Consider the following 16,479-nt stretch of genomic DNA (forward strand, 5'->3'; position numbering starts at 1 on the left):
CTACTCGTCGTAGAGGTGGCAGGAGACAAAGTGACCCGGCTCAAGCTCCTTCTGCTCGGGCGCGATCTCCTTGCAGCAGTCCTTGGCAAACGGGCAGCGCGTGTGGAACTTGCAGCCCTTGGGCGGGTTTGCCGGCGAGGGAATGGAGCCCTCGAGCACGATGCGGTTCTGCTTGGCCTTGGGGTCCGGGATGGGGATGGCCGAGAAGAGCGCCTTGGTGTAGGGGTGCAGCGGGTTCTTGAAGATGTCCGCGGTGAGGCCGTACTCGACCATGCCACCGAGGTACATGACGCCCACCGCGTCGGAGATGTGCTCGACGACGGAGAGGTCGTGGCTGATGAAGAGGTACGTGAGCCCGCGCTCCTCCTGCAGGTCGTGCAGGAGGTTGATGATCTGCGCCTGGATGGACACGTCGAGCGCCGAGACCGGCTCGTCGCAGACGATGAACTCGGGGTTCAGGGCGAGGGCGCGCGCGATGCAGATGCGCTGGCGCTGGCCGCCGGAGAACTCGTGCGGATAGCGCATCTTGTGGTAGGCCTGCAGGCCGCACTCCTCCATGACCTTCTCGATGTAATCGTCGAACTCGTCCTTGGGCACGAGGTTGTGCTCGCGGACGGCCTCGCCCACGATCTCGGAGATCGGGAGGCGCGGCGAGAGGCTCGAGTACGGGTCCTGGAAGATGATCTGCATCTTGGTACGGGCGTCGTGAAGCTCCTTGGCGCCCAGGCTATAGACCTCGCGCCCGTTGAAGAGCACGTCGCCGCCAGTCTTCTCGCCGGCGAGGCGCAGGATGGTGCGGCCGGTGGTGGACTTGCCGCAGCCGGACTCGCCCACGAGGCCCATGGTGTGGCCGCGGCGCAGCTTGAAGGACACGCCGTCGACGGCCTTCACGTAACCCTGGGTGCGGTTGAACATGCCGCCCTTGATCGGGAAGTACTTCTTGAGGTCGTTGACCTCGAGGATGATGTCCTCGGAGCCGGGGGCCTGCGTGGACGTGACGTCCACAGTCGCGTTCGTGGATGCCATTACTTGTCCTCCCCCTCGGCGCCCGTGCCGGAGATGAGGTCGTCGAGAACAGCGGCGGTCTCGCTGGCGGCCTCGGCCGTGGCGTTGTCGTAGTAGCGGTAGCAGCTCACCTCATGCGTGGGCGACAGGCGCACCATGTGCGGGTACTCGCCGTCGCACGCCTTGACGCAGAGCTCGCAGCGATCCTTGAAGTAGCAGTAGTTGGGCATGTTGACCGGGTTGGGAACCTTGCCCGGAATCGAGTAGAGGCGCTCGACCTTCTTGCCCACGACCGGCTTGGAAGCCATGAGGCCGATGGTGTAGGGGTGGGCCGGATGGTCGAAGATCTCCTCCGCGGTGCCCTTCTCGACGATGCGGCCGGCGTACATGACCACGACGTAGTCGGCCATCTCGGCCACGACGCCCAGGTCGTGGGTGACGAGGATGATCGAGGAGTTGATCTTGTCCTTGAGAGAGCGGAGCAGGTCGAGGATCTGCGCCTGGATCGTCACGTCGAGGGCCGTGGTGGGCTCGTCGGCGATGATGATGCGCGGGTTGCAGGCGAGCGCGATGGCGATCATGATGCGCTGGCGCATGCCGCCGGAGAGCTCGTGCGGATACATCCCGTAGACGCCCTCGGAGTTGGCGATGCCGACGGTCTCGATCATCTCGATCGCGCGGGCCTTGATCTGGTCGGCACTCCAGTCCTTGCCGTCGTGGAGGGCGATGACCTCCTCGATCTGCTCGCCCACCTTGAAGACGGGGTTGAGCGACGTCATGGGCTCCTGGTAGATCATCGAGACCTCGGAGCCGCGAATCTTCTGCATGGCCTCCTCGGGGGCCTTGGTCACGTCGATGGCGTGGTCGCCGAGGTTAAGGCGGATCGAGCCGCCGGTGACCTGACCCTGCGGGCGCTGGAGCAGCTGGATGAGCGAGAGGCACGTGACCGACTTGCCGCAGCCGGACTCGCCGACCACGCCCACCGTCTTGCCCACGGGAACCTCGTAGGTGACGCCGTCGACAGACTTGACGACGCCGGTGTCCGTGAAGAAGCAGGTGTGCAGATCGTCGAACTCGACGGCGTTGGCCGGGTTCTTCATCTCGCACGCGTACTCGGAGGGGTCGACGTTCTTGCGCTTGCGCAGCTTCTCGTAGCCCTCGGTGATCTTGCGGTTCTCCTTGGAGATGCGACGGGACTCCTTCGCGGAAAGGTAGCCCGCCTCCTTCTTCTTATCAGATCCAAACATTGGCTACCCCTCCCTAGCGATTCATCTTCGGGTCGAAGGCGTCACGCAGGCCGTCGCCCACGAAGTTGAAGCCGAGAACCGCGAGCAGCAGGCAGATGCCGGCGGGAATCCAGATGAACCAGTAGTTGGTCATGACGAAGGCGTTGTTGACGTCGGAGATGATGTTGCCCCAGGAGGCAAACGGGAACTTGACGCCCAGGCCGAGGAACGAGAGCGTCGCCTCGGTGATGATCGTGGAGCCCAGGCTCATGGTGCAGGAGACGATGAGCTGCGGCATGACGTTGGGGATGAGGTGACGGATGATGCGGTGCGGGACCGTGATGCCCGTGGCCTCGGTGGCGAGCATGAACTCCTGCTCGCGCAGGGACAGGATCTGGCCGCGCACGAGGCGGGCGATGCCAGGCCAGGACAGGAAGCCGAGGATGAGCATGAGGTAAATCATGCGGATCCAGGGGTCGAGGCGCATGGCGTCCATCGCCGAGCCGAGGATGATGATGATCGGCATCGAGGGCAGGCAGTAGAAGATGTCGACGATGCGCATGATGAGGTTGTCGACCCAGCCGCCGAAGTAGCCGGAGATGCCGCCCATGATGACGCCCAGGCCGGCGGCGATGAAGACGACGATGAAGCCGATGATCAGCGAGACGCGGCCGCCGTACATGAGGCGGGTGAGCATGTCCATGCCGTTGCCGTCCGTGCCGAGCCAGTGCTCGAGCGAGGGGCTCGCGTAGCGGTCGTAGACCATGTTCTCGGTGGTCTCGGTGACGTTGTAGACCTTGGAGTAGGCGTCGTAGGAAATCGAGTAGGAGTGCTCGGCGCCAGCCTCGTCGGTATAGACGACCTCGGACGCGTCGGCGTCGATGGCGGTGAGCAGGGCCTCGCGCAGGTCATCGGGAATGACGGTGTTGCCGTCGGAGGAGGAGATGACAAACGGGCTCACCATCGCGACGGTGGCGCCGGAGGCGTCCATCACGTTGCCGGACTCGTCGAAGGTGTAGGTGGCGCCGTCGGCGGTAAAGGTGTTGCCGGCGGCCTCGGCCTCCGCGGCGTCCGCGGCGGCGTCGCCCTCGTCGCTCTCGACGACGACGGTGCCGTCCTCGGTGACCTCAGGGGCGTCCTCGGCGGGAGCGTCGTCGGTCGCGTTTGCGGCGGAGATGGCCGTGATCGCGGCGATCTGGAAGTCGAACGACGGGGTCGTCATGCCGGCCGGCACGCTCACCACGTAGGTGGAGGCGTAGGCCACGATGCTGCCGCCCGAGCTGAAGGTGTAGAGGTCGGGGGCGGGCTGCTCGATCGTGTAGGTCACGCCGTCGCGCTCGAAGGACGTGGCGCCCTCGTTGATGGCGCTGTTGGCGTTGGCCTGGACCAGGGCGCCAAAGTCGGCGCCCTCGGCCGCGGTGTAGCGGCGCGTGGTGGTCTCGGTGATGCCGGCGTACTGCGTGTTGAGCTGGGTGGTGGTGGAGAAGGTCTCATCCTGGCCGTAGGGGCTGATGACACCGCCCAGGAACGAGAACAGGAACATCACCACGAGGATGACGAGACCCACGACGGCCAGGCGGTTGCGGAAGAAGCGCTTGGCGATAAGCGCGCCCGGGGAGAGCACCTTCACGCGGCGGTCATCGTTGAGGGAGTACTGCTGGTCGTTGTTCTCGACCTGATCGTTCTTCTCGGCGGGCATGCCGTTCTTGGAATCGCTCATGAGTTACACCCGCCTTCCTAGGAGATGCGAACGCGGGGGTCGACCACCGCGTAGAGGATGTCGGTCAGGAGGTTGGAGAGCAGCGTGATGACGGCGATGAAGGTCAGGAAGAACATCGTGTAGGGGATGTCTCCGGCCGTCATGGCCTGGTAGGACGTGTAGCCGGTTCCCGGGATCATGAACAGCGTCTCGGTGATGAGGGCGCCCGAGAAAAGGCCGGGGAGGGACCCGCCGATGACGGTCACGAGCGGGATGAGGGTGTTGCGGAACGCGTGCTTGTAGATGACCTTGTGCTCGGGCAGGCCCTTGGTGCGCGCCGTGCGGATGTAGTCGGCGTTCAGGACCTCGAGCATGTTGGTGCGCGTGTAGCGCATCAGCGAGCCGATCTGGATCACCGTGAGCGTCACGACGGGCATCACCATGTGGTTGACCATGTCGAGCGCCTGGCCGACGGCGTCGAGCTGGGCGAAGTCGCGGCCCATGAGGCCGTAGAGGTCAAACCAGCCGAGGCCCACCGAGAAGACCAGCTTGAGCAGGGTCGCGAAGAAGAACGTGGGCAGCGAGATGCCCGCGAGCGCGACGGCGGAGATGATGTAGTCGCCCTTGGAGTACTGGTGGGTGGCGGCGAAGATGCCCAGGGGCACCGCGATGGCGGTAGAGAACACGAAGGCGAGGCCGCCCATGGCAAACGAGATGCCGATCGTGTTGTAGAACTCGGTCAGCACCGGCACGTTGAACTTCCAGGAGTCGCCGAAGTTGCCGGTGAGGAAGTCGCCGAGCCAGGTGACGTAGCCGATGGGGACCGGCAGGTCCAGGCCGTACTGGGCGTTGAGCTGGGCGAGCCACTCGTCATAGGGCTTGGCGCCGGGGGCCTGGGAGAGCTGCATGGCCATGGTCTCCACGTAGGAGGACGGCAGCGCGCGCATCAGGCCATAGATGATGAAGGTCACGCAGAACAAGATGATGACCGAGATTCCGATGCGCTTGGCGATGTAGGTTCTCACGTCGCAAACGCTCCTCTCACTCATGCCCGCGCTTGCGGGCAGAAGAGACCCCTTTTCTGCGCTGGAAGGCGCAGGCTCCTTATGCTCCCAGCGCGGGAAGGAGGTCTCTAATCCAACAGGGAAGGCTCCTTCAGCTAAGCGGCGGGGCGCGACGGCTCATCGCCGCCGCGCCCAACCCGTCTTAGCTTGGGAAAGACTGAACTACTTGAGCTCGAGCTTCTCGATCTCGTCCTTCCAGGTCCAGTACGGGGTCTGGTCCTTGACGACGGAGTCGACGTTCACGCGCTCGCTGGAGACGAGCGTGCACTCGGAGCGCTGGTAGACAGGAAGCTCGACGCCCCAGTCGAGAATGATGTCCATGGCCTCCTTGTAGATGGGCTTGCGGCTCTCGGTGTCGAGGCTCTGACGGCCGGCCTCGATGAGCTCGTCGAGGTCAGCGTCGTCGATCTGGTAGTAGTTCGTGGAGCCCTGGCTGTGGTAGAGCTGGTACATGTCGGGGTCAGCCGTGGACTGCCAGGCGGCGCACCACATCTCGGCGGCGCCGGACTGGTAGGACGCGAAGAGGTCGGCGGAGTTGGCGATGTCGTTCACGATGAAGTCGATGCCAATCGAGGCGAAGGCCTCCTTGGCCTCCTGCAGGATCATGAACGTGGGGTGGTCGCCCTGGCCGCCGCCACCGATGTTGCACTGGAAGCTCGGCACGCCCTCGGCATTGAGCTTGACGCCGGCGGGGGCAGCGGTGACCTTGCCGTCAGCGACGGTGAAGCCCGCGGCCTCAAACCAGCTGAGGGCGCCCTGGAGGGCGGCGGCGTAGCGGTCCTCCTCGCTCATGTCAGCGGTGTAGAGCGGGTTGCCGGAGGCGTCGGTGGAGTAGCAGACCTCGTAGCCCGGGTCCGTCTCGTTGGGCGAGGCCCAGGAGGAGGTGGAGATCGGGTAGTTGAGGACGGAGGCGGTGTCACCGTAGTAGGAGGCGACGCCGGAGTCACGGTAGGCGGCGATGAGGGTGAAGATGCCCTTGCGGAGCGCCTTGGAGGCGTCGGAGGCGGGCTCGCCGTTCACGCAGACGTTGCCGGCAGCAGCGGCGATGTAGCCGTAGCCGCGGAAGTCGTGCAGGAAGGTGGAGAGGACGTCACCGTTGACGTCGTCGTTGCCGTTGATCTCCTTGATCTGGCTCTCGACCTCCATGGAGTAGGACGGCTGGGAGACGTCGAGGGTGCCGGCCTGGACGCCGGTCACCATATCGGCCTCCTGGGTCTCAACGACGTTGAGGTTGGAGACCTTCGGGGCGCCCTTGTAGTAGTCGGCGTTGGCGGACATGTGGACGGTGCCCGAGGTGTAGTCGTCGAACTTGAAGGCGCCGGAGCCCATGGGCTGGCCGTTGAGGCTGCGGGCCTTGGAGAGGTCGCCCTTGGTGAAGCCGAAGGAGTTGTTCTCGTAGTCGTAGAGCGACTCGTCGCCGTAGTACTTGTAGGAGCACGGGGCGATGGAGAGCTGGTAGATCATCGTGGCGTCGACGCCGTTGGTGGTGACGGTCATGGTGTAGTCGTCGACCTTGACGATGCCGGAGACGTTCGGGGCGGCGTCGCCGGTCTCAACGCCCTGGGTGCCCATGGCGTAGACGTCCTCGGGGATGAGGTCGGAGAGGGCGGAGCCGGCGGTCTCGGCCTCGCACGCGGAGAAGTTCCAGTCGTAGGCGGCGCCGATGGCCTCGAAGAAGTCGGTGGCGGTGGCGTCGGCGGGCAGGTCGGGGTAGTTCCAGCCGGCGGCGGCGGAGGCGACGTCGGTGGCGCCGTTCTCCATCATGTAGTCGACGATCTCCTGGGCGAACTTGGTGCCGCCGTCATCCACGGCCGCCCAGAAGGCGTCCTGCTGCTCCTGGGTCCAGTAGGTGAAGTCGGTGTTGTCACGGCCGGCGTTGCCGATGAGGGAGGCCAGCGTGGCCATGCCGGAGCGGTACTCCTGCAGACCGACGATGTCGTTGGAGTAGAGGGTGGCGGAGCCGTCGTAGGTCGGGTCGAAGTACGCGTAGAAGGTGAAGATCGCGTCGTCGATGGTGACCGGGTTGCCGTCGTGGAACTTGATGTCGTCGCGCATCTTCACCGTGTAGGTGACGGTGCCGTCGGCGTTCTCCTCCATGGAGATGTCAGCGGGACCGGTGTAGGTGTACTCGGTGCCGTTGTACTCCTTGGTCTCGCCCTCGATGGCGTTGAGGACGGGCTCGGCCATGCGGTCGGTCATGAGGAGCGCGATGTTGTTGAAGCTCACGACGTCCTGGTCAGCCGCGGAAGCGGTGAACAGCGGGCAGAACTTGCCCTCGAGGCCGTTGCCGGCGACGACGAGCGTGCCGGCGTGATCGCCGGTGTTGGCGTCACCGTTGTCACCGGTCTGCTCGGTGGTGTTGTTGCACGCGGCGAGCGCGAGGGCGCCCATGGTGGCCGCGGACAGGCCGAGCATGTTCCTTCTGGTAACGAGCATGTTCCCTACCTTTCCTCCCGTAAGCGGGGATGATTAGGACCGCGACGCGCTCCCCAGCGCGACACGGTACGTGCGTTAGGCAGTTTACTTTTTTGAAATCTGAAACCAGCCCGAACGCCGCGCGCTTTCACGCACTGGTTACAAACCAGTTTCTCCGATTCCGATGAACGGTAGTATATCATCCGCCAAACGGCATATTCCCAAAGAGGTTGACGCGTCGGGTTTGACATTCACGTCAGGTTAGATTGTCAAGTTCGTCACGTTAACATTCACGTCAGGTTAGTTTGTCAAGTTCGTCACGGCCCGCAGCTCACGCCACTCGTCCTCGAGGATCGCCATGAGGACGTCGTCGCAGTAGGTGCCGTCGGGCAGCAAAACCGCGTCGCGGCACACCCCCTCGCGGACGAACCCCGCCTTGGCGTAGACGCGCTCCGCGCGTGGGTTGATCGAGAAGACGTCCAGCTCAAGGCGGTGAAGGCCCAGCCCCTCGAAGGCAAGGTCGCGCGTGAGCGCCGTAGCCCAGCTGCCCAGGCCCCGGTCACGCGCCTCCGGGCCAAAGAGGGCGATCCGGAAGTTGGCGCTTCTCGCCTCCCAGTCGATCTCGTTGATCACGCTCTCGCCCAGCACCGCGCCGTCAGGCGAGAGGAGCAGCAGGTCGCGACGGTCGGGGTCGTCCACGCAGCGCAGGAAGAAGCTCGTGACCTCGTCCTTCTCGTAATGGTCCTTGCTGCCCGTGAGCCGCGCGCCCTCCGGGTCAAACCGGTTGAACCCCGCCCAGTACGCGTCCACGTCCTCGGCGCGCGCCAGGCGCAGCATGTGACCGTCGGCCCGCTCCCAGCACACGTCGACCTTCTCCATGCTCTCCCCTTCGTCCCATCTGTCCCCCGCTCCAGAGACTATACGCCGCCCCATCCCGAGCCAACAGGAGGGTATGTACACCGCCTCTTTAGGGTATGTACACCGTCCCAGCCCGCCCGTCCTTCTCGGCAGTCCGTCTACCAGCGGGTTTGCAAACCGATAAGAACCGCGAGGCGTACATACCCTCCGGGCGGGGTGTACATACCCTCCAAAAAGGGCTCCAAAGAGGGGGCAGACGCTGGCCCTACGCCACGCCGCTCGCCACAAACAGCCGGCGGACGTCGGCGCGGGCGCGCCAGACCGTGGCCCAGCACACGGCGAGCGCGCAGCCCGCCGCGAGCGTCATGCACGCCCGCACGTCCAGCACCTCCCCCAGCGCCCCCACCACCAGCGTGAGCGCGCTGCGCCCCGCCACGACGATCGCGCCCTCGAAGGCGTTCATGCGGGCGCGCAGCTCGTCGGGCAGGTAGGTCTGCACCGCCGCCTGCCGCAGCGTGGCGCTGTTGATGCCGCAGAAGCCCACGATCGCGCGATTGGCCAGCATGAGCGGGTACGGCAGCCACAAAAGCGCCATGTCCATGAGCTCGTAGAGGTTGTAGACGCCAAAGCAGATGCCGAACTTGCGCTCGTCGGGGACGCGGAGGCGATACTGCACGACGCCGCCCAAGCTGCGCCCGGCAAACTCCGCGACCGAGAAGAGCGCGTAGAGCGCGGGCGAGAGCCCCGGCGTGGTGGAGAAGTACGCCACGAGCAGCGGCGCGAAACCGCTCGCGACGCCGTTGGTCACGGCCTGGTAGACGTACATGTTGGCGAGCCCGCGCTCGCCTCGCAGGTAGCGGGCCGCCTCGCGGACGTCGGCCCACCACAGCGCCAGCGACGCGCGCTCGCCGCCCATGCGCCGCTCCTCGCGCACGCGGATGCGGCTCTCCACGGCCGCTGCCGCCGCGGAGAGGCAGCCCTGCGCCACGAGCACCCAGCCCACGCCCACCGTCTCGTAGAGCACGCCCGCCACCGGCATCATCATGACGTTCATGACCGGGTAGAGCATCGACGAGACCGTGTAGCCGCGCTGCTCCATGCCCTGGGGGATCAGCTTGGGGTACATGGAGTTGTACGCCAGCTCGTCAAACGCGCCGAGGGAGGAAATGATCAGCGAGAAGACGAGGTAGCCCACGTACGAGAAGCTGCAGCGCATCAGATACAGCCCGGCGAGCGCGTAGAGGACGGCGTTCACGCAGTCGCCCGCCACGAGGAAGGGCTTGCGCGGAAGACGGTCCATCCACGGCGCGGCCGCGATAGGCACCACGAAGTACGGCACGAGCTGGATGGCCAGGACGAGCGCCGAGGCGAGCGTGGATCCCGTCTCGTCGAAGACCAGAAACGAGAGCGCGAAGCTGCCCGCGATGCTGCCGATCGCCCCGAGCGCGGAGGCCACGGTCACGAGCGTGAAGTCACGCGTCCAGAGGGTGGTCGCTGCCATGTCTCACCGTCCTTCTCGTTGCCTGTTTTTAGTATGGCGGCAACTTAAGCGAGAAGAGCGACGATGTTTTGAGAAAACGTTTCAAGATTACGGGCGATGATAGAAGCTAAGTTGGCATTTGTGAGAGAAACCGGCGGCATTGGGTACAATCCCCACACGGCTCGGCGGTCAAACCGCGTACCGAGGGCAGCGCCGTTCCCGCGAGGGGAGGTGATGCCGATGGACGTCTCTGAGGTCGTTGCGTTTCTAGAGAGGTGCGTCAGCCTCGTCATGGCGATAGTAAGGCTCGTTCGGGAGGTGCGTAGGAAGTCCGGTGAACACGAGAGCCGCCAGCGCTAGGCGCCAGCGGCTCGCAACGTAAGTAACGGCACTGCCTAGGTCTGCCAACGTAGGCGGCCGTCGAGCCTATTGTACCCCGCTCGCGCCGTCATATTCAACGGCCGCGGGGAGCTTGAGCGGGAAGTCGCGCTCGAGCTCGAAGGCGGCGCGGTACTGGCGGTTGGCCGTGTGCCACTCGAGGACCCACGGCAGGTGAAAGGCCGCAAAGCCGATGGGCAGCTCCGCCCGGCAGCGCGCAAAGACGGCGAGCAGCGCCTTGCCGTATTCGGGGCGTCGCAGGTAGTCGGGGTGCTCCAGGCGAAAGCGCACCACGTCGCAGAGCTCGCCCGCAAGATCCTCCCCCACCTCGGTGCGCGGCTCGCGTCGCGCCTCGGGCACGCGGTCGAGCGCCGCGAGCGCCTCGTCGCGCCGGCCCAGCCCCTCGCAGCACACCGCGAGCTTGTGCAGGTCGAGCGCGCTCGGGTCCTCGAGCGTCGAGAAGAACGCGTAGGCCCGCTCGAAGTGCCCGCACTCGGCGTGGGCGGACGCGGTGTTGTAGGAGATCGTCCGCAGCAGGTCCTTCTCGCCCAGCGTGCGCGCCAGCCGGCCGGCGACGCGGTACTCGACCTCCATGTTCTCGAAGTCGAGCTGATTGCAGTAGCAGTTGCCCAGACAGACCTTGGCCGAGAGCATCACGCGCGCCCGACCCTCCCGCGCGGCCAGCTCATAGGCCTGCCGAAGGAGGTCGATCGCCGGGGCGTAGTTCTTCTCGCCGCTCTCGTAGGCGGCCGCGCCGGCCTTGAGGTACGCGTACGCACAGGGATTGAGCCGCAGCGCGTCCTCGTAGCGACCCTGGGCGAGCCGCTGCAGGCCGAGCAGTCTCCCGTCGAGAAGGACCTCGAGCTCGGGGTCGGCCGGACGGACGGGCTTGGCGAGAAGCCCCTCGAGCAGCGTCGCCTCCGCCACGAGCGGGCTCGTCGCGAGGTCGGCGGCAAGGCCCGCGAGCTCGTCGCGCAGCGCCGGGAACGCGGCCTCGTCAAAGGAGAGGACGGCGTCGAAGCCGCGGTCCAGCACGTCGCGCGCGCGGGCGAGAAACGCCTCGTCGTCGTGCCACGCGATGCCCAGGCGCTCAAGCAGGGCGTCCGTGACTTCCGGGCTGGGATCGGCCTCGCCGCGCTCGATCTTGGAGAGGTAGGAGACGGCGCAGATGCCGTGGGCCAGGCCCTTGAGGCTCCAGTCGCGCGCGAGGCGCTCGCGGCGGACGAGCGCACCGACCCCGGCGATCACGCGGACTCCCAGGCGGTGTCGAGACAGGCGCGGCGCACGGCCACGAGCGCCGCCACCGCCACGACCTCGCAGGCGAGAAACGCGAGGTCGGCCGCCACGGGGACGGCGCCGGAGGTCGCGATGAAGACGACCTCCCCCGCCGCCGCCACAAGTCCCAGGGCGGCCGCCACGACGCAGCGCAGCGGCAGCGCCCCCACGGTCTCGTCGCGCACGTAGGCGCGGACGCGCTCGCCGGCAACGGAGAGCCGGCCCATGCCCCAGAGCACCCATACGAGCGCCACGAACTGCAGCATGTAGGGCATCACCACGTAAGGGCAGCCGGAGAGCCCCGCCGGGTTGGCGAGCGAGGCGCCCACGGCGGCGGCGGCGGCCACCCCGCACGCCGCCCAGAGCGTCCTGAGCAGGCGGCGACGGTCGTGGCCGTCAGCCAGGCGCACGTGGTCGCCGAGGTAGGCCATCTTCCCGTTGTCGTCCGGGCCAAAGTCCTTGAGGCGCTCGCGGGCCTTCTTCCTCACGTTCTTCTCGCCTTTCCGTGCCGCGGCGTGGGCAGCTTGACAATATAACCTGTCGACATTGTCAAGCCGGCACGCCGCACCTTCTCGTCTGTTACGCGATGCCGGTCAGGTCGTAGGAGTCGAGCCAGGCAGTGGCGCGCTCGCAGATGGCCTTGAGGCAGCCCTCGTCGAAGGGCGAGGTCATGCCCGCGTGGGCGAGCAGGTCCGTGAAGGCGCGCGTGCCGCCCTGGCGCGTGTAGGCCATGTAGTGCTCCCAGGCGTTTGCGAAGTCGTCCTGCGACATCGCCCAGAACTCCAGGGAGACCGTCTGCGCGAGGCAGTAGTCAATGTAGTAGAGCGGGTTCTCGTAGATGTGGTGCTGGCGCTGCCAGCCCTCGCCGTCCGCGTAGAAGGGAATCTCGCCGTCGAGGCGCATCCAAGGCATGTAGACGCCCAGCAGCCGTTTCCAGGTGGCGTGGCGCTCGGCGGGCGTCATCTCGGGGTGCTCGTAGACCTCGTGCTGGAAGTGGTCGACCATCGTGCCGTACGGGATGAAGGTGATGGCGCCAGCCAGGTGCGCGTAGCGGTACTTGCGCGCGTCGTCGCCAAAGAACTCCTCGGCCCACGGCCACGCCATGAACTCCATGGACATCGAGTGGACCTCGCAGGCCTCCATCGAGGGCATGGAGAGGGTGATGGGCACCACGTGGGTGTTCATGTAGTAGGAGAACGCGTGGCCCGCCTCGTGCGTGACCACCTCGACGTCGCCCTGCGTGCCGTTGAAGTTGGCAAAGATGAAGGGCACGTCGTAGTCAGGGATCTGCGTCATGAAGCCGCCGCCGGCCTTGCCCTCGGTGGAGAGCACGTCCATGAGGTCGCGGTCGAGCATCATGTCGAAGAACTCGCCGGTCTCGGGACTCAGCGCGCGGTAGAAGGTGCGTCCGGCCTCGAGGATGTCGTCGGCGCCTCCGCGCGGGGCGGGGTTGCCGGAGCGGAAGGAGAGCGCCTCGTCGGCGAAGGAGAGCGGGTACTCCACGCCCAGGCGGGAGCCCTGCGCGCGATAGATCTTGTCGGCCAGCGGCACCACGTAGGTGCGCACGGCCTCGCGGAAGCGCTCCACGTCCTCGCGCCCGTAGGAGAGCCGGCCCATGCGATCGTAGCCGAGCGGCAGGTAGTTCTTATAGCCGCGCTTCCTGCCCATGGCGTCGCGCACGTGGGTGAGCTCGTCGTAGATGCGGTCGAAGTCCGCCTGGTGCTCCTTGTACCAGGCACCCTCCGCCTTCCAGGCCGCCAGGCGCTGAGCGTCGTCCGCGGACTTCTTGAACGGCGTGAGCTGCGAGAGCGTGTAGGTGCCGCCCTCAAAGGGGATCTGCGCGGAGGCGATGAGCTTCACGTACTCCTGCGCGAGGGCGTTCTCGCGCTTCATGTCCTCAACGATGGCCGGGTCGATGGTACGGCGCTCCTGCTCGGCCTGGGCAAAGAGCAGCGTGCCGTACCTCTCCTCCAGCTGGGGGCGGAAGGGCGAGGCAAGGAGGGCGGCGGTGAAGGCGTCTGAGGCCTGCTGGAGCTCAGGCTGGGCCTCGTCCCAGAAGGAGGCCTCGGCGTCGTAGAACTCGTCGCGCGTGTCGATGACGTGGCGGATCATCGCGAGCTCGGCTGCGGTCTGTGTGTGACGGTCGAGCTGGTCCTTCTCGAGAAACACCGCGTCGGCGGCCTCGGGGGTCTCGGCGTCGGCCAGCGCCTGCGCCAGGCGGGCGTACTCCGCCTTCACGGCCTCGAGGTCGGGGCGCTCGTAGGGCATGTCCTTGAACTTCACGGGCTCGGTCATGGGGGCAACCTCCCTTTTCGCGGCGCGCGTGCGGAACCCGGCTCGCGCGGTTTCGGCTATGATTCGAGACGGTATTGTACCCGTCCGAGGGAGACTGTATGCCCGGCTACGTTCTCAGCTGCTGCTCCACCGCCGACGTCACGCGCGACTGGCTCGAGGCGCGCGACATCAAGTACCTCTTCTTCAACTACTACCTCGACGGCAAGGTCTGCAAGGACGACTTTGGCGCCACCAACCCGCCCGCCCAGCTCTACGCCAAGATGCTCGCCGGCGCCGACGCCAAGACCTCCCAGATCAGCGCCGGCGACTACATGGCCCACTTCGAGCCGTTCCTCGCCGCCGGGCAGGACGTCGTGCACGTGACGCTCTCCTCCGGCATCTCCGGCACCTTCAACTCCGCCTGCGCCGCGCGCGACCAGCTGGCCGAGAAGTACCCGGGGCGCCGCGTCTTTGTGGTGGACTCGCTCGCCGCATCCTCGGGCTACGGCCTGCTCATGGACAAGCTCGCCGAGCTGCGCGACTCCGGGATGGGCGCAGCCGAGCTCGCCGCGTGGGCCGAGGAGCACAAGAGCGAGGTCCAGCACTGGTTCTTCTCGTCCGACCTGACGTTTTTCATCCGCGGCGGGCGCATCTCCAAGGCCGCCGGCCTCGTGGGCGGCATGCTCAAGATCTGCCCCGTGATGGACGTGGCGCCCGACGGCTCGCTCGCCGTGAAGGAGAAGATCCGCACCAAGGCCAAGGCCGAGAAGCGCGTGGTCGAGAAGATGGAGGAGCTCGCCGAGGACGGCCTCGACTACTCCGGCAAGTGCTACATCAGCCAGTCCGAGTGCAAGGCCGACGCCCTCGAGGTCGCCGCGCGCGTGGAGGAGCGCTTCCCCAAGCTCGACGGCAAGGTCGAGGTCTTCCCCATCGGCGCCACCATCGGCGTGCACACCGGCCCCGGCACCGTGGCCCTGTTCTTCTGGGGCAAGAAGCGCGTCTAGCGAGAAGAGCGACGAGGCGAGGCGCCCGCACTTCTCGGCGTTTCCCTGGAGGCCGCGTGCACTTCTCGGCGTTTCCCGGTAGGCCGCCCGCACTTCTCGGCCCGCTCATCGAGTGCGGCCTGGCAGTCACTCGATGCCCGCACTCGAGCGCAAACAGCGGGCGGCGGCCCGCACTCGAGCCTCCACCCGTCCACATCTGCCCGCACTTCCGGCCCGCACTCATGAGTGCGGGCCTTTTGCACGGGCGCCTAGAGCGGCATAGAGAAGAAGCTCTGGTAAAGGGCCAGCTCGTGCGGGGTGTCGAGGCTCGAGGCAAACGACACGCGCCCAGAGCGGTCACACTCGGAGAGCAGGCCTTCGTCGGTGAGACGGGCGCGCAGCTGGCGCGCCGTGCCCGCGCCGCCGTCAAAGAAGGCGACCCCCGGCCCGAGCGCACGGGCGATCTGCGCGCGCACGAAGGGGTAGTGCGTGCATCCCAAAACGACGGCGTCGATCGATCCGGCATAGCCGCCCACCAGGCCCGCGACCATCTCGGCAAGGTCCGGCGCGTCGAGGTCCCCGCGCTCGATGCGCGCGGCGAGACCCGGGCACGGAACGGGAACGACCTCGCACTCCCCTCCCCAGGCTCGCGCGAGCTCATGGTACTTGTCCAGGTGCAGGGTCATCTCGGTGGCCATCACGAGGATGCGGCCGCGCGGGAAGGCGCGGGCGGCGGGCTTGAGCGCGGGCTCGATGCCCACGATCGGGACGTCCGGGTGCGCGGCGCGCAGGGTCGCTGCCGCGGCCGAGGTCGCGGTGTTGCAGGCGATGACGATGGCCTTGGCGCCGTCCGCGAGGAAGCGCTCGGCGATGCCCTGGGAGAGCTCGAGCACCTGCGCCTCGGCCTTCTCGCCATACGGGGCGTTGGCGGAGTCACCGAAGTAGCGGAAGTCCTCGTGCGGGAGCTCGGCCACCAGCGAGCGCAGCACGCTGATGCCGCCCAGACCGGAGTCAAAGACCCCGACAAAGCCGTCTGACCGCTCCCCCATGACACCTCCCTCGCCTCGAGTGACCAAGGCAAGGATAGCGCATTGCGCTGCCCGCCTCTCGCCCGCAGATTACTGCCACTCACAGTTATATTTCTACGAAGGTATATCGACACGCATAGTAGTATCGAGTACACTACTCTCACAGAGAACGACACGAGGGAGGTGACCATGGCAACGAGAGACGCAGAGAGCGACCTCATCCGCGGCAACATCGACGCCATCGTCCTGTGCACGCTCTCGGACGGCGACTCCTACGGCTACGAGATCTTGAAGGACGTCGCGCAGACGAGCGCAGGGGCCTACGAGATGAAGGAGCCCTCGCTGTACACGAGCCTCAAGCGCCTGGAGGGGCAGGGGCTCGTGGAGAGCTACTGGGGCAACGAGTCCCAGGGCGCCCGACGCAAGTACTACCACATCACCGACCCGGGCCGCGTCGAGCTGACGGAGGCGACCGCGCGCTGGGTCAGGGCACGAAACATCATCGACCGACTTCTCAGGCAGGACGGAGGCACCAAATGAGTGACAGGAGCGACATCCGGATGCACGTCGAGCACCTCTTCGAGGGCCGCACGCTCGACGCCGAGACCATAGAGCTCAAGGAGGAGATCTACGGCAATCTCGTGGCCCGCTACGACGACTACGTGGCCCAGGGGATGAGCGCCGAGGAGGCGTACCGTCGCACCTGTGAGGCCGTGACGAGCGTGGACGACGTCATGGGCGAGAGGGACGACGGGCCCGCGGCGCCAGACGGACCGGAGGCTCCCACGCGCGCG

The 16,479-nt window shown here is 66.4% G+C and carries 14 protein-coding genes; 3 read left to right on the forward strand and 11 right to left on the reverse strand.

Annotation, left to right across the window (positions count from 1 at the left end):
• The 10 genes from NW198_RS05565 to NW198_RS05610 all read right to left on the reverse strand — a co-directional run bounded on the left by NW198_RS05565 (position 1) and on the right by NW198_RS05610 (position 13,695).
• Positions 1-1,026 (reverse strand): ABC transporter ATP-binding protein, encoded by a 1,026-nt coding sequence (locus NW198_RS05565; RefSeq protein ID WP_087316887.1) that lies wholly within the window; start codon positions 1,024-1,026, stop codon positions 1-3.
• Positions 1,026-2,252: an ABC transporter ATP-binding protein gene (locus NW198_RS05570; RefSeq protein ID WP_087316885.1), complete on the reverse strand. Its 1,227-nt coding sequence runs from the start codon at positions 2,250-2,252 to the stop codon at positions 1,026-1,028. Before NW198_RS05570 ends, NW198_RS05565 begins: the two co-directional genes overlap by 1 nt.
• Positions 2,253-2,265: 13 nt before the next feature.
• A complete protein-coding gene (locus NW198_RS05575; protein WP_258340350.1) occupies positions 2,266-3,951 on the reverse strand; it encodes an ABC transporter permease in 1,686 nt (561 codons plus the stop codon).
• A gap of 17 nt (positions 3,952-3,968) precedes the next feature.
• Entirely contained in the window at positions 3,969-4,955 is a 987-nt protein-coding gene (locus NW198_RS05580) for an ABC transporter permease (protein WP_087316897.1), read from the reverse strand.
• A gap of 201 nt (positions 4,956-5,156) precedes the next feature.
• Complete coding sequence (locus tag NW198_RS05585) at positions 5,157-7,430, reverse strand: ABC transporter substrate-binding protein (RefSeq protein WP_258340351.1); 2,274 nt, start codon at positions 7,428-7,430, stop codon at positions 5,157-5,159.
• Between the two features lie 279 nt (positions 7,431-7,709).
• Positions 7,710-8,288, reverse strand: coding sequence for a GNAT family N-acetyltransferase (locus tag NW198_RS05590; RefSeq protein ID WP_258340352.1), 579 nt, complete (start codon positions 8,286-8,288; stop codon positions 7,710-7,712).
• A gap of 244 nt (positions 8,289-8,532) precedes the next feature.
• On the reverse strand, positions 8,533-9,768 hold the full coding sequence (locus tag NW198_RS05595) for an MFS transporter (RefSeq protein WP_258340353.1): 1,236 nt from the start codon (positions 9,766-9,768) through the stop codon (positions 8,533-8,535).
• Positions 9,769-10,173: 405 nt separating this feature from the next.
• Complete coding sequence (locus tag NW198_RS05600) at positions 10,174-11,373, reverse strand: helix-turn-helix transcriptional regulator (protein ID WP_258340354.1); 1,200 nt, start codon at positions 11,371-11,373, stop codon at positions 10,174-10,176.
• Positions 11,370-11,888: a hypothetical protein gene (locus tag NW198_RS05605; RefSeq protein ID WP_258340355.1), complete on the reverse strand. Its 519-nt coding sequence runs from the start codon at positions 11,886-11,888 to the stop codon at positions 11,370-11,372. The genes NW198_RS05600 and NW198_RS05605 overlap by 4 nt, the downstream gene beginning before the upstream one ends.
• A 91-nt stretch (positions 11,889-11,979) precedes the next feature.
• Complete coding sequence (locus tag NW198_RS05610) at positions 11,980-13,695, reverse strand: M3 family oligoendopeptidase (protein WP_258340356.1); 1,716 nt, start codon at positions 13,693-13,695, stop codon at positions 11,980-11,982.
• 98 nt (positions 13,696-13,793) lie between these two features.
• On the opposite strand from NW198_RS05610, the gene NW198_RS05615 reads away from it, so the two are divergent.
• Positions 13,794-14,678, forward strand: a complete 885-nt coding sequence (locus NW198_RS05615) for a DegV family protein (protein ID WP_258340357.1) — start codon at positions 13,794-13,796, stop codon at positions 14,676-14,678.
• Between the two features lie 248 nt (positions 14,679-14,926).
• Here NW198_RS05615 and murI read toward each other — a convergent pair whose 3' ends face one another.
• Positions 14,927-15,706 (reverse strand): glutamate racemase, encoded by a 780-nt coding sequence (murI, locus tag NW198_RS05620; RefSeq protein WP_258340358.1) that lies wholly within the window; start codon positions 15,704-15,706, stop codon positions 14,927-14,929.
• Positions 15,707-15,874: 168 nt separating this feature from the next.
• Between murI and NW198_RS05625 the strand changes: the two genes are divergently transcribed.
• Together NW198_RS05625 and NW198_RS05630 are read left to right on the forward strand one after the other, a co-directional pair.
• The gene (locus NW198_RS05625; protein ID WP_087316871.1) at positions 15,875-16,225 is read left to right on the forward strand and encodes a PadR family transcriptional regulator; all 351 of its coding nucleotides are present in this window, start codon (positions 15,875-15,877) and stop codon (positions 16,223-16,225) included.
• Positions 16,222-16,479, forward strand: a 258-nt coding sequence (locus tag NW198_RS05630) for a permease prefix domain 1-containing protein (RefSeq protein ID WP_258340359.1), incomplete at its 3' end; no start/stop codon positions are given. The genes NW198_RS05625 and NW198_RS05630, both read left to right, overlap by 4 nt.

It is taken from the genome of Thermophilibacter sp. ET337 (assembly GCF_024733715.1).
GTDB lineage: Bacteria > Actinomycetota > Coriobacteriia > Coriobacteriales > Atopobiaceae > Thermophilibacter.

Coding starts and splice junctions, on each gene's coding strand:
- NW198_RS05610 (WP_258340356.1), bottom strand. CDS start 13,695: ATGACCGAGCCCGTGAAGTTCAAGGACATGCCCTACGAGCGCCCCGAC.
- NW198_RS05575 (WP_258340350.1), bottom strand. CDS start 3,951: ATGAGCGATTCCAAGAACGGCATGCCCGCCGAGAAGAACGATCAGGTC.
- murI (WP_258340358.1), bottom strand. CDS start 15,706: ATGGGGGAGCGGTCAGACGGCTTTGTCGGGGTCTTTGACTCCGGTCTG.
- NW198_RS05625 (WP_087316871.1), top strand. CDS start 15,875: ATGGCAACGAGAGACGCAGAGAGCGACCTCATCCGCGGCAACATCGAC.
- NW198_RS05565 (WP_087316887.1), bottom strand. CDS start 1,026: ATGGCATCCACGAACGCGACTGTGGACGTCACGTCCACGCAGGCCCCC.
- NW198_RS05590 (WP_258340352.1), bottom strand. CDS start 8,288: ATGGAGAAGGTCGACGTGTGCTGGGAGCGGGCCGACGGTCACATGCTG.
- NW198_RS05595 (WP_258340353.1), bottom strand. CDS start 9,768: ATGGCAGCGACCACCCTCTGGACGCGTGACTTCACGCTCGTGACCGTG.
- NW198_RS05570 (WP_087316885.1), bottom strand. CDS start 2,252: ATGTTTGGATCTGATAAGAAGAAGGAGGCGGGCTACCTTTCCGCGAAG.
- NW198_RS05615 (WP_258340357.1), top strand. CDS start 13,794: ATGCCCGGCTACGTTCTCAGCTGCTGCTCCACCGCCGACGTCACGCGC.
- NW198_RS05585 (WP_258340351.1), bottom strand. CDS start 7,430: ATGCTCGTTACCAGAAGGAACATGCTCGGCCTGTCCGCGGCCACCATG.